At 44.5% G+C, this 12,764-nt stretch carries 11 protein-coding genes; 1 reads left to right on the plus strand and 10 read right to left on the minus strand.

The window, feature by feature from the left end:
* Positions 1-22 precede the first annotated feature (22 nt).
* The 9 genes from HHK01_RS09560 to HHK01_RS09600 all read right to left on the minus strand — a co-directional run bounded on the left by HHK01_RS09560 (position 23) and on the right by HHK01_RS09600 (position 9,901).
* Positions 23-493: a chemotaxis protein CheW gene (locus HHK01_RS09560; protein ID WP_170007577.1), complete on the minus strand. Its 471-nt coding sequence runs from the start codon at positions 491-493 to the stop codon at positions 23-25.
* 1 nt (position 494) lies between these two features.
* A complete protein-coding gene (locus tag HHK01_RS09565; protein ID WP_170007578.1) occupies positions 495-1,628 on the minus strand; it encodes a M20/M25/M40 family metallo-hydrolase in 1,134 nt (377 codons plus the stop codon).
* Between the two features lie 143 nt (positions 1,629-1,771).
* A complete protein-coding gene (locus HHK01_RS09570) occupies positions 1,772-2,758 on the minus strand; it encodes an ABC transporter ATP-binding protein (protein WP_170007579.1) in 987 nt (328 codons plus the stop codon).
* 14 nt (positions 2,759-2,772) lie between these two features.
* Positions 2,773-3,738, minus strand: coding sequence for an ABC transporter ATP-binding protein (locus tag HHK01_RS09575; RefSeq protein ID WP_170007580.1), 966 nt, complete (start codon positions 3,736-3,738; stop codon positions 2,773-2,775).
* A 17-nt stretch (positions 3,739-3,755) separates the two neighbouring features.
* Positions 3,756-4,676 (minus strand): ABC transporter permease, encoded by a 921-nt coding sequence (locus tag HHK01_RS09580; RefSeq protein ID WP_170007581.1) that lies wholly within the window; start codon positions 4,674-4,676, stop codon positions 3,756-3,758.
* A 15-nt stretch (positions 4,677-4,691) separates the two neighbouring features.
* A complete protein-coding gene (locus HHK01_RS09585; protein WP_170007582.1) occupies positions 4,692-5,606 on the minus strand; it encodes an ABC transporter permease in 915 nt (304 codons plus the stop codon).
* Positions 5,607-5,687: 81 nt separating this feature from the next.
* On the minus strand, positions 5,688-7,244 hold the full coding sequence (locus HHK01_RS09590) for an ABC transporter substrate-binding protein (RefSeq protein ID WP_322619364.1): 1,557 nt from the start codon (positions 7,242-7,244) through the stop codon (positions 5,688-5,690).
* A gap of 102 nt (positions 7,245-7,346) precedes the next feature.
* Positions 7,347-8,540 carry a M20 metallopeptidase family protein gene (locus tag HHK01_RS09595; RefSeq protein ID WP_170007583.1) on the minus strand — a complete coding sequence of 398 codons (1,194 nt, stop codon included), beginning with the start codon at positions 8,538-8,540 and terminating at the stop codon, positions 7,347-7,349.
* Positions 8,537-9,901 (minus strand): M20/M25/M40 family metallo-hydrolase, encoded by a 1,365-nt coding sequence (locus tag HHK01_RS09600; RefSeq protein WP_170007584.1) that lies wholly within the window; start codon positions 9,899-9,901, stop codon positions 8,537-8,539. The genes HHK01_RS09595 and HHK01_RS09600 overlap by 4 nt, the downstream gene beginning before the upstream one ends.
* A gap of 208 nt (positions 9,902-10,109) precedes the next feature.
* Here HHK01_RS09600 and HHK01_RS09605 point away from each other — a divergent pair, with 208 nt between their 5' ends.
* A complete protein-coding gene (locus HHK01_RS09605; RefSeq protein WP_170007585.1) occupies positions 10,110-11,249 on the plus strand; it encodes a M20 family metallopeptidase in 1,140 nt (379 codons plus the stop codon).
* 83 nt (positions 11,250-11,332) lie between these two features.
* Here the strand turns inward: HHK01_RS09605 and HHK01_RS09610 are convergent, their stop codons facing one another.
* On the minus strand, positions 11,333-12,634 hold the full coding sequence (locus HHK01_RS09610) for a hypothetical protein (RefSeq protein WP_170007586.1): 1,302 nt from the start codon (positions 12,632-12,634) through the stop codon (positions 11,333-11,335).
* Positions 12,635-12,764 lie beyond the last annotated feature (130 nt).

The raw sequence follows: 12,764 nt of genomic DNA on the forward strand, positions 1-12,764 counted from the left end.
TTCCTCCTTCTGTCAAAGTACTTCAGACAGCTTCCCCTTGTAAAAAAGACTTTACTTCATCCCAATTGTGCAAGCTATCAAATAGCTTTTCCACATCCACGAGCATGACAAGCTCCTCTTCTATCTGAATCATGCCTTGCCAATACGAGGCTGCACCAAATTGATTAACGTGCGGATCCTTGATATCGGTTGTTTTCACAGTGATAAGCTCTTTTGCTTCCTCAACAAGAAGCGCAATCGGATGATCAGCCCCTTCTAAAACGAGCAATCGTACATTAGATGTCATCTCCATCGGTTCGTCACAAAACAGCTGTCGAGCGTCAACGACGGGCATCAGTTCCCCGCGAATGTGCGCCGTACCACGAATATAAGTGGGCACTTTCGGGATTTTACGAGGCTCTGACCACTTTTCAATGGAAATTAAAGCCTCGACCGGTACAGCATACGGATCATTTTCGACTGTAAACAAAATAATTTGGCGTGCTTCTTCCATGCTACTCTCTCCCTAATCCGTTCGAAACTTCTTTTACGATTTCCACAACAAGGTCAGAAAGGGCAACAAGCTCTTCAATCGGCATGCGCTCGTTTGTCGTATGAATTTCCTCATACCCTACAGAGAGGTTCACCGTTGGAATGCCCATACCCGCAAAAATATTCGCATCGCTTCCGCCACCACTTCTTAGCAATTCACTTGAACGGCCAATGGTTGCTGCCGCTTTTTGTGCCACTTGCACGACATGGTCTTCGCCAGAATATTTGAAGCCAGGGTACATGACGTCAACGATCACTTCGGCACGTCCACCCATTTCAGCAGCAGCTTCTTCAAATGCCACTTTCATTTTCTCAACTTGTGCTTCCATCTTTTCTGGAACAAGTGAGCGTGCTTCTGCCAAAATATCTACACGATCAACGACGATATTCGTTTGCTTCCCACCCTCAAAACGGCCAATATTCGCTGTCGTTTCTTCATCAATACGGCCTAGAGGCATTTTGGAAACCGCCTTAGCCGCAATCGTAATCGCACTAACCCCTTTTTCCGGCGCTACACCAGCATGAGCTGTTTTTCCGTATATAATCGCTTTCACTTTTGCTTGTGTAGGCGCAGCTATAATGACGTTTCCGACTTTTCCATCGCTATCAAGTGCGTAGCCATATTTCGCGTTCATTAGTTTTGAATCTAACGCCTTTGCCCCAACAAGACCGGATTCTTCTCCTACTGTGATGACAAATTGAACGTCTCCGTGTGGAATGTTTTGTTCTTTCAATTGATGAATTAACTCCACCATCGCGGAAATTCCAGCTTTGTCATCAGCACCTAAAATTGTCGTGCCGTCCGTGACAACCAGACCATCTTGGACAGACGGTTTCACGCCATTAGCTGGAACGACCGTATCCATGTGAGAAGTGAAGAAAATCGGATCCACTGCGTCTTTCGTTCCTTTTAGTTGAATGATGAGGTTCCCAGCGCCATGACCTGTCGTGCCTGTAGTATCATCTTCTGTTACCTCACAACCAAGATCAGTAAACAGCTTTGTCAAAGCGTTACAAACAGCACGCTCGTCCCCTGTTTCTGAATCAATTTGTACTAGTTCGAGAAATTGTTGTAACACGCGTTCTTCATTAGCCATTTTGTCTTTAGCCTCCATCTTTAGTTAGTTATATGTATGCAGTATTAGTATAGCAGAAATAGTGGGTATGACTCGCGGTTTTGTTCACGTCTACAAAAAGAGATCCTGCACCACTGGAGGATCGGAGGTAAAAAACTATTTTATTACGAATGCAGCGGGTAATGACAAGCCACTGTATGCTGATTGCCACGGTCAGTCATAGCCGGTTCTTTTTCCTTACAAAGTGCTGTCGCATATGGACATCGAGTATGGAAGCGACAACCTGATGGCGGATTAGATGGGTTTGGCAAGTCGCCTTCGAGCAGTTTCACTTCTTTTCGTTGCGTCGGATCTGGGTTCGGAACTGCGGAGAGCAGCGCTTCTGTGTATGGGTGCATAGGACGGTCAAATAGCTCATCACGATCCGCTACTTCTACAATTTTCCCTAAATACATGACGGCTACACGGTTACTAATGTGACGAACGGCAGGTAATCCGTGCGCGATAAAGACTAATGTCAAATCAAACTCTTTTTGTAGCTTCTTTAATAGATTCAAGATTTGTGCCTGAATGGATACATCCAGTGCTGATACGGGTTCGTCACACACGATGAGTTTAGGCTGTAGCGCCAGTGCTCTTGCAATACCAATTCGTTGGCGTTGTCCTCCGCTAAACTCGTGAGGATATCGTTTTAGAACGTGCTCACCTAAGCCGACAACTTCAAGTAAACGAACCACTTCTGCCCTCAAAGTCTTTCCTTTCATGACGCCTTGAACGAGAAGGGGTTCTCCCACAAGCTCTTCAATCGTCATCCTCGGATTAAGAGAAGAGAAGGGATCTTGGAAAATAACTTGAACGTCTCGGCGCAATTTGCGTAGCTCTTCTTTCGATAAATCCTTTAAGCTACGATTATTAAATTGGATATCACCGTCTGTTGGTGGGAGCAATCCGAGAATCATTTGTCCAGTTGTTGATTTCCCGCAGCCAGATTCACCGACGATTCCTAACGTTTCACCTTCATAAACGGTCAAACTTATATCATCAACCGCTTTCACTTCACCGACTTTCTTTTGAAATAATCCTTTCGTAATCGGAAAATATTTTTTCACATGGGACACATGAAGTAATGGTTTGTCTTTTATTTGCGTCAACTGACTTTCCTCCTTTATGTGTTCCAACAGCGGTTTTCATGAGTTTCGCTTGTTGCTTCCATAACCGGTGATTTTTCTCGACAAACGTCTGTGGCGAGTGGGCAGCGAGGGTGGAATTTACAGCCTGTTGGCCAATTTCGTGGGCTCGGAACGCTCCCCGCGATCGTACCAAGCTCATCTACGACGGCGTCCACCTTTGGAATGGAGGCGAGCAATCCTCTCGTATATGGGTGCTGTGGTTTATGAAACACTTCTTCTACCGTTCCTTGCTCGACTACTTCCCCTGCGTACATGACCACAACTCGATCTGCGATTTCCGCTACTACACCAAGATCATGGGTAATCATCATGACTCCCGTTTGGAAATCTTCTTTTAATCGTTTCATAAGTTGAAGAATTTGTGCTTGGATCGTCACGTCCAAAGCCGTCGTCGGTTCGTCAGCAATGAGGAGCTTCGGGTTACAAGATAGCGCCATGGCAATCATGACTCGTTGTCTCATTCCACCCGACAGTTGATGAGGAAACCGTTTTACGACCTTTTCAGCATCAGGAATCCCGACAAGTTCAAGCATTTCTATCGATTTCTCTAATGCTTGACTTCTATTCAGTTTTTGATGAAGCCTCAATACTTCAGATACTTGATTTCCAATCGTGAAGACTGGGTTTAAAGACGTCATTGGCTCTTGGAAAATCATTGAAATATCGTTTCCTCTTAGCTTTCGGAGGTCACGCTTCTTTAAACCAAGGAGATCTAATCCATTAAATCGAATGGCTCCGCTCGAAATTTCGCCGTTATCTGGAATTAAACCGAGTATCGATAAGGACGTTACACTTTTTCCACACCCTGATTCTCCAACGACTGCGACCGTTTCGCCTTCTTTAATTGCAAAGCTGACACCGTTCACTGAAGATACTATTCCCTCTTCAGATCGAAAACGCACTTCTAAAGCATCAACTTCTAATAGTGGAGAGGTTGTCATCCTTTCTGCCTCCTTTCTTAACGTGTATTCATCCGTGGATCGAGTACGTCACGAAGCCAATCCCCTAAAAAGATAATGCCTAACACAGTAACCGTAATTGCAACCCCGGGAAAGGTAGCCACCCACCAGCTGGTTGCCACATATTCCCTACCATCATTCAGCATGAGACCCCAAGACACATCCGGAGATTGAATACCAAGACCTAAGAAGCTTAATGACGCTTCCGATATGATGGTAGATGCGACGTTCAATGTAGCAATGACGATGAATGACGAAATGATGTTCGGAAAGATATATTTCCCTATAATCCGTGAATCCTTTGCCCCTACCGCTTTGGCAGAACGAACATAATCTCGTTCCTTTATACTTAACGTCTCACCCCGAACCATGCGGGCATACACCACCCAAGTGGTGCCACCGAGCACTAAAATAAGTGTGCTTAAACTTGGTCCTACCACAGCCAAAACAATCAGCATGAACAAAATGCTCGGGATGGCTAAAAAGGCATCAACCGTCCTCATAATCACTAGATCAATCCAGCCACCATAATACCCAGAAATTAATCCGAGCAATAATCCGATGGCGCCCGCTAATAAAACCGCACTTATACCCACTAGCAAAGAAACTTGTGAGCCTACGATTAAACGACTTAAAATATCTCTACCTAAATTATCTGTTCCAAGTAAATACTCACTAGAGCCCCCTTCGATCCAAGACGGAGGTTGTAAGCGATCGACTGGGTTCGGCACCGCTGGATCGTACGGTGCTAAAACATCAGCAAACAACGATACGCCGATCACAGTAAAGACAATCACAAAACCAAGTGTTCCTGTCTTACTTTTTACCAGCATCTTCACCCATTTTTTAAAAGTGCTAGCAAATGTTACTGGCTTTCCAATAGGTTGAAGTGTTTCCTTTGTAGAAACGTCTGTCTGCATCGTGTTGTCCCTCCCTTACTCGTACTTAATTCTTGGGTCTAAGAAGCGATAAGCCGCGTCCGCTAATAGATTGCTTACTATAACTAGAATAGCAACGATAAACGTAGCTGCTTGAACGACTGCCATATCGCGTCCATTTACAGCTTGGACGAGAAGCTGTCCCATTCCAGGCCATGAAAAGACGGTTTCTGTAATCAACGTCCCCCCGATAAGCGTCGATGTTTGCAGTGCCATAATCGTTACTACCGGTATAAGAGCGTTTCTGAATCCGTGTTTGTTTATAACGATGAATTCTAGCAAACCTTTACTACGTGCTGTTCGAATATATTCTTGATTTAAGATTTCGAGCATACTAGACCGAATAAGTCGAGTCATTTCAGCCGCGATAGCCGTTCCTAATGTAATTGCTGGCAAAACAAGATTCATCGCATTCCCTCGACCAGAAACAGGGAACCATCCCATTTGTACAGCTAAAAGTAAAATTAGCATAATCCCTAGCCAGAAGTTTGGCATCGCTCTTCCAAGCACAGCAAAACCAGTAATAAAGACATCTAAAAACGAGTTTCTCTTAATTGCGGATAGTATGCCTAGTGGAATGGAAATGACTGTCGCCACCAGCATAGACGCAATCGCTAATTCAAAGCTTGCCGGTAACCGTTCTAAAACAATGGGAAGCGCGTCTTGGTTATAACGAAAAGATTCACCAAAATCCCCTTGTACCAAGTTGCTTAAAAAGGTTAAGTACTGAATATATAGCGGATCATTGAGCCCGAGTGCTTCCGTTAACTCGGCGCGTTGTTCATCGGTTGCAGTCTCTGGCAGCATTAAGCTAACAGGATCACCCGTTAGGCGAACGAGCAGGAAAACGATGATTGTTATAATTACAAGTACAGGTAGCGTACGCGCAACATTTTTCAGTATAAAGGTCATTGGATACTCCCCCCTCCTTTTACTAGAGATAGATGGAAAAGGATCTCGTCATAGAGATCCTTCCCCAATTCCATAAAATGTTTAGTTTAGCGTAATGTCATCCACCATAATCATTTCGTCTAATCGAGGTTCGTAAGTCACTCGGTCGTTGACACCGTAAGCAGCATCGAGTTGGTACAAGTAGATTTGTGGGCGATCTTCTGCAATTAATGCTTGTGCTTCAATATACTGTTGAACGCGCTCTTCTTCGTTCATGTTGCTTTCTGCGGCTTGCAAGAGTTCTTCAACTGCCGGGTTATCATAGTCTGTTTCTCCTTCAGCAGGCTCTTTTTGTAAGCGTTCGAGAGCTAGTGCCGCATCAAACATCGAGTTTCCATACCCAATAAGGAATAGTTCATTAAAGGATTTAGAAGCATACCTTTCTGTAAAGCTACTCCACTCTAAAAATTCTAAGTTCACAGTAATTCCTACAGCTTCGAGGTAAGCCGCAATGAGTTCTGCTGACTCACTATCTTTTAAATAGCGTCCTTGTGGTGAGCTCAACGTCAATTCCAATCCGTCTGCATAGCCTGCTTCGGCTAAAAGTTCTTTTGCTCTTTCAGGATCAAAAACTTGTTGGCCATATAGCTCTTCATTAGCACCTGTATTTCCTGGTGTTACTCGTGTGCGCGTGACTGTTCCTGAGCCATCCATTAAGCTATCAAGGATTTCCTGTTTATTAATGGCAAGATCAATTGCTTCACGAACTTTCGGGTCTGCGGTTACAGAACCTTCTCCTGTACGTGCGACGAGCATCATCACACGTTGTGTTGGAGACATCGCGACAGACGTTCCTTCGTTATCGTTTATCCGACCCCAATCTGTTGGTGGTACATTTGCTGCAATATCGACCCCACCTGTTAGCAATTCAGAAACACGTGTAGAGTCCTCTGGGATGGAGCGAAATACAACCTTTTCCCATTTTGGTGTTTGACCGAAATAATCTGTGTTGGCCTCAAGCACAACGCGATCATCTTTAATCCACTCCACAAATTTGTACGGACCCGTTCCAATCGGAGACTCTAGGAATGTTTCCCATCCGTTCTCTTCGATGTAATCCTTTGGCAATATACTGGAACCTAGACGAGACAGGCGATTGAGTAGAGCGGGCTCTGGACTTTTTGTCACAATTTCAAAGTTGAGATCATCTAGTACTTTTACTTCCGCAATTTGGTTATAGTTCCCGTACTCTAGTAGCGTATTATCGTTAGCAACACGCTCTAGCGTGAACTTCACGTCATCAGCCGTAAGCTCTTCACCGTTGTGGAACGTCACGCCTTCTTTTAACTTAAACGCCCATGTTGTGTCATCGACGTTCTCCCAGCTCTCAGCAAGATCAGGTTCGAAGCTACCATCTTCCTGCCTTTTTATTAAGTAGTTAAACATGTTAATATGAATGGCTTCAGTTGATGTGGTGTTGTGATCATGAATATCAAACGTTACCATGTCAGTTCCATTGGCAATCGTCAACGTTTTGCTGTCAGAAGTTTCCGTTTCTGTCCCCTCTGGCTCCTCTTCACTTGCCGAATCTGCGCTACACCCAGCCAGTACAATCGCTGTGATAAGCGATGCAAGTAAAAGCATCCATCGTTTCTTCACACTGGTTCTCCCCTTTGTTTTTCAATTGTCCCATGACTTTGAAACTAGCTTACTTTAGAAACTTTTACGTTGAAACGAGTGTTAGTTCGTTGTGTAAACGGATTACAGCCTTTTAGCAGCAAAGTAGTTGAGTGCAAGCTGGCTTAGCAATGCGACTCCATGCGGAAGAGCGTCCTCATCAATATCAAATTTCGGATGATGGTTCGAGTAGGCTGCCTTCACCTCATGTCCGACACCGAGTCTAAAAAATACAGATGGAACGAGCTCACTAAAGCAGGCAAAATCTTCTCCCCCCATGGAAGGCTTGTTGATGATAATATTTTCTTCTCCAACCAACTTCTCTGCTGTTTGCACAAAAAGTTGTTTCATATTTTTGTCATTTTGGATGGACGGGAATTTATAATGGAACTGAAAATCGTATGTTGCTCCGTGTGCTTCGGTGACTCCTTTAATAATCGACTCCATCCACGCTGGAATCTTTGTTCGTAAGTCAGGAGATAGCGAACGTGCTGTGCCAGACATGCGCACGTGTGGCGCAATAATATTTGGAGCTGTTCCCGCGTGAACCTCCCCAACCGTGACGACAACAGGATCTAATGGATCTACTCTTCGACTCGCAATTTGCTGGAAGCCAGAAATGATCTCGGCGGCAACAGGCACAGGATCCAGTGCTCGGTGAGGATGAGCAGCATGCCCCCCTTTTCCGACAATCATCAGGTCAAATAAATCGGCCGCGGCACATCCAATCGGCCCTTCAGCAATTGCAACTGTCCCCACTTCACTCGTCGGGTGAACGTGTAAGCCCGCCATCGCATCGACTGGCGGATCGAGCAACACCCCATCATCTATCATCGCTTGGGCTCCACCACGACCTTCTTCTGCGGGCTGAAAGACGAGTTTCAACGTCCCACTCTCGAGCCCTGTACGAGCGAATAACTCTGCAACACCCATCAAAATGGCCGTATGCGCATCATGCCCACATGCATGCATTTTCCCAGGAATTGTTGAACGGTATGCGACATCTTTCTCATCTTGCATCGGGAGCGCATCCATATCTGCCCGCAAACCAAAAGTTGGCCCTGGCTCTTTTCCACGTAAAATACCGACGACACCCGTTTTTCCTACATTCGTTTGAACTTCATACCCGAATTGCTCAAGATGATCAGCTACAATGCTTGCTGTACGCGTCTCCTCAAATCCAAGTTCAGGGTGTTGATGAAAATCGCGACGCCAGCTCACGAGTTTGTCTTTTAGTTGACGTGCCTCGTCTAGTAAACTAGTTTTTTGTATGGTCATAATTCATCGCCTCCACGTTGGCTAAAGTCATCTATCACAGCAGCCATGAGCTTAATGCCGTCAATAAAATCTTGTACGACGATATTTTCGTTTGGCGCATGATTGTTTGAAGAAAAATGCCCGACACCAACTGATACAGCAGGAATGTCAAACTGTTGACAAACTTCGTACATAGGTCCTGTTCCTGGAGACATCGGCATAACGGTTGGTTTTTGTCCGAGTACTTTTTCTGTCATCATTACAACAGATTGGGCAATGGCATCTTGTGGATTCGTTCGTGCTGGATGTTCTAGACCGAACTCTTTCAACTCGATATCTGAGTACCCGTTTTTGTCTAGATGGTCACGAATTTTCCCGAGAATCGTATGAGGGTCTTGATTCGGAACGAGGCGAAAATCGAGTTTCACGCTGGCCACGTTTGGTAATACCGTTTTCGTTCCCTCTCCTTGGTACCCTGAGGTCAGCCCACAAATGTTACAAGTTGGCGAGAAAATTAGTTGTTCTTTCAATTCATGGCCACTCACCCCATTAACGAATCGATCTATTCCGAGCTTCTCCTTCGTTTCTTCTTCGCTGTAAATCAACTGGTCAAGTAACACTCTATCGCTTTCAATCGGCGCCTCTACTTCATCGTAGAAGCCTTCAATTTTTACGTAGCCGCTATCGTCTCTCATGGAATGAAGCGCTTGCACTAATCGCCACGCTGGATTCTCAATGATCGCCGCATTGGCGGAGTGTAAATCAGTTGATGCCCCACGGCAAATGAGCTCTATGTAGACCATTCCTTTTACACCTAAGCTCACTTGTTGGCGTCCATCTGCATTTTTGTAACCAAACTCCCAAATACACGCATCGGCGGCTAACAAGTCTTGGTGGTTGCGACAGAATGCAGGCAAATTCACACTGCCGATCTCTTCTTCTCCTTCAAAAACGAACTTCACGTTAATAGGTAACTTTCCTCGTGCTTCTTGCAAAGCATGAACAGCTGCCATCCTTGCAATCAAATTGCCTTTGTTATCTGCTACCCCACGCGCATAAAGTACGCCATCGTGAATTTCGGCAGAAAACGGAGGATGTGTCCATAAGTCAATTGGATCTTCTGGTTGTACATCGTAATGATTATAAAATAATAGCGTTTTATCTACTTCTCCCTGCACTTCTCCGTACACAACTGGAAAGCCTTCAGTTGCCACTAGCTTTGATTGACCTTGGCAAAATTCTTTAATCCACTCTTTTACTTTGCCAGCTGCCTCATCCATTCCCCGATTTTGAGCAGCAACACTCGGAATACGACATAGCTCTTGCAGCCACTTAATGTACACGTCTTGGTTTTTTTCGACCACACGGAAAACGTCTTCCAATACAAAACCTCCCTTTACATTTTTAAGGAATAATGCTGTTTTATGTCCAAAATCAATATGTTAAGATTGAATATAGACGAGTAAAAATGTTTTGTCAATTCTGTTTTTACTATTTTTTCAGAAAAGATTGAAATGTCCACCGCTTTTCTGTATAACAGTAAGAAAGGCAAATCATTTTGATAACCGAAATAAAAAGGAGCGCTGCTTAATGTCTGAACTATTCCACTACTTTCAAACACAAGAAAAGGAAATGGTAGAAGATTTACTTACACTCGTTGCAGCAGAGTCACCATCTGAGGAGAAAAAACTTGTCGATGCATGCGGAGATGTACTGGCTAGTTTATTTGAAAAGAGGCTAGGAGTTAAAGAAGAGCGAATCCCCCAAGAAGACCGAGGGGATCATCGCAGATTTGTTGTCGGAAATGGAGAGGTAACACGCACGCTAATTTTGGGACACTTTGATACAGTTTGGGACAAAGGACGCCTCCCGATTCATGAGGAAGATGGAAAATTATTTGGTCCTGGTGTCCTTGATATGAAGAGTGGCATTATTCTTTCTATGTGGGCGGTTAAAGCTTTACAGGAAGCGGATAAGCTTAAAAATCAGACTGTTGTTTTTCTTTGTACTTCTGACGAGGAGGTTGGCAGCCAAACATCGCGCCCATTGATTGAGAAAGAAGCGAAAAAAAGTGATGTTGTGCTCGTAACTGAACCACCTGAGGCCAAAACAGGTGATTTAAAAACGGCTCGAAAAGGCGTCGGTATTTACAACGTGAAAGTGAAGGGCGTTAGTTCCCATGCAGGTAATCATCACGAAGAAGGCGTAAGTGCCATCCGCGAATTGGCTCAACAAATCGTTACGCTCGAGCAACAAACTGACTATGCGCAAGGAACCACTGTGAACGTTGGCGTCATTCAAGGTGGGTCGCGACGAAATGTTGTCCCAGATGAAGCGGAGGCTCTCGTAGACTTTCGTGTGACAACTGCTGAAGAGGCAGATAAAATGATCCAAGTCTTTGAATCTCTCGAACCCACCACAGCGCACGCTGAGCTCATTGTTGAAGGAGAATTAAATAGACCGCCTATGGAACGGACAGAAAAAACGGCATATCTGTTCTCCCTCGCTAAGGTTAGCGCGGACGAAATCGGAATGAATTTGTCCGAAACAACTGTCGGTGGTGGAAGTGATGGAAACTTCACAGCTGCACTAGGAATTCCTACGTTGGATGGACTTGGTTGTTTGGGGGAAGGTCCACATGCAGAGCACGAGCATATCGTTCGTGAGGAGCTACCGAAACGCGCGGCACTTTTTGCACACCTTGTTGAAAAACTAGAAGACTACAAGTAAAAAAGAGGCTGTCCATATAAGTCAACGATTCTTTGACTTATGGACAGCCTTTATCGCTTTAAAGTTGTGGGGGTCTGACACCGCTAAAAGTGAAGCTTGTAAATATTTCGCGGTCGTCCTCTTTGTCCACGGTCATTGTCGTTTGCTTTCGTCGCAATATTACTGTCTTCTAGGCAAGCTAGAATTCTACGTGCATTTCGCTCTGACGTTGACAACCACTTCGTAACGTCTTGGGCAGTTACCTCTTCTTGCCGATAAAATTTGCTCAATGCTTCTAGTTTGGCCACGGTCATCGGTCCGACGTCCTTTAGTTGCTCTTTCCGCTCAGGGGAAGTCCATTTCGCCACTTCGTACGTAAAAGTATCAACCTTATCGACGAGATGCGTAATATTTCCTACGTCATTGACTAAAACGATAGGTTGCCCCTCTTCTTCTCGAGCCACTTGTAGAGCCTGTTGCACATGTTCCTCTGCGTCCATTGCCGTAATGCCGTATCCAACCCCAATCCGCAACTTCACACCACAAATCGCCTCTGCACTTTTTTGGAGCTGAAAAAACTCCTGACCCTTTATGAGGCGCTCAATTTCTCCGCGGGTCGTGTAGACGGAATAATATCCACTGCCACCCGGAACGAACGACCCGTTTACTTGGTCACTCATCTTTAAAAGCAGCCTTTTTACATCAAGTTCACGGTACTTCCACGTATGATAAGGATTCGTTGTTTCAAACATTGGTGACGAGGCTTCTATTCCGATTAGTGCCATTTGTGATCTTTGATATAAAGATGAAGTGCCCCGCTCCCGAAGCAGTTGAATCGTAAAATAAACAGACAAATGGGAAGGGTAAATTCGAAAAGTGGGAATCCCCTTTTCTTTTAATGCAATCTGCACCGCAGAGATACATGTAAAGGCTACATTCGTTTTCCCTGATTCGTAACAAGTGACATGATGCTCAATAATCTCCTCATTTGGCAAATATGCCTCATATGGAAGAGCATGTACTTGTAGATCGTTCAGTGAAAAATGCCTTCTTGTTGTTTCCAATTCTTTTTCATTGATGGTATCAATGCTAATACTACGAAGGACTTCTTTTAACGCATACGAAGCTTCAACAATCGTCCCGAGTAAACTTGCGCCATATAAAGGTGGGTACGTCCCTTCTTCCTTCTTGATTAGACCTTGATCTAAAGCATAGTAATAAGGAACTTGACCAGAAAACATCCACTGGTCGACCTCTCCAGCATGCTTCCTAATGATGTCATCAATATCAGACCGATCCGAATATGGATACGAGTAAATCGTCACATCTGTAAAGGATGCTGCTGTTTCAAGAATGTTCTTAACTGAATCTTGAGGTCCAATGAGTCCTAATATAATCTTCACCATAAACAACTCCAATAATTACAATCATAACCCCTATCGTAGCATAGTAATTCTTCTTTTTGCTGCTATTTGAAATGTACTGCGACATAACATACCGCTCCGGAAATACAATAAACCAGAGACCTTAGTGCAA

This window comes from Bacillus fonticola, from assembly GCF_012955605.1.
GTDB lineage: Bacteria > Bacillota > Bacilli > Bacillales > JC228 > Bacillus_CG > Bacillus_CG fonticola.

Bases quoted from the DNA above. Each gene is read 5' to 3' on its own strand.
- HHK01_RS09560 (WP_170007577.1), bottom strand. From the start codon at position 493: ATGGAAGAAGCACGCCAAATTATTTTGTTTACAGTCGAAAATGATCCG.
- HHK01_RS09565 (WP_170007578.1), bottom strand. From the start codon at position 1,628: ATGGCTAATGAAGAACGCGTGTTACAACAATTTCTCGAACTAGTACAA.
- HHK01_RS09575 (WP_170007580.1), bottom strand. From the start codon at position 3,738: ATGACAACCTCTCCACTATTAGAAGTTGATGCTTTAGAAGTGCGTTTT.
- HHK01_RS09580 (WP_170007581.1), bottom strand. From the start codon at position 4,676: ATGCAGACAGACGTTTCTACAAAGGAAACACTTCAACCTATTGGAAAG.
- HHK01_RS09585 (WP_170007582.1), bottom strand. From the start codon at position 5,606: ATGACCTTTATACTGAAAAATGTTGCGCGTACGCTACCTGTACTTGTA.
- HHK01_RS09595 (WP_170007583.1), bottom strand. From the start codon at position 8,540: ATGACCATACAAAAAACTAGTTTACTAGACGAGGCACGTCAACTAAAA.
- HHK01_RS09605 (WP_170007585.1), top strand. From the start codon at position 10,110: ATGTCTGAACTATTCCACTACTTTCAAACACAAGAAAAGGAAATGGTA.
- HHK01_RS09610 (WP_170007586.1), bottom strand. From the start codon at position 12,634: ATGGTGAAGATTATATTAGGACTCATTGGACCTCAAGATTCAGTTAAG.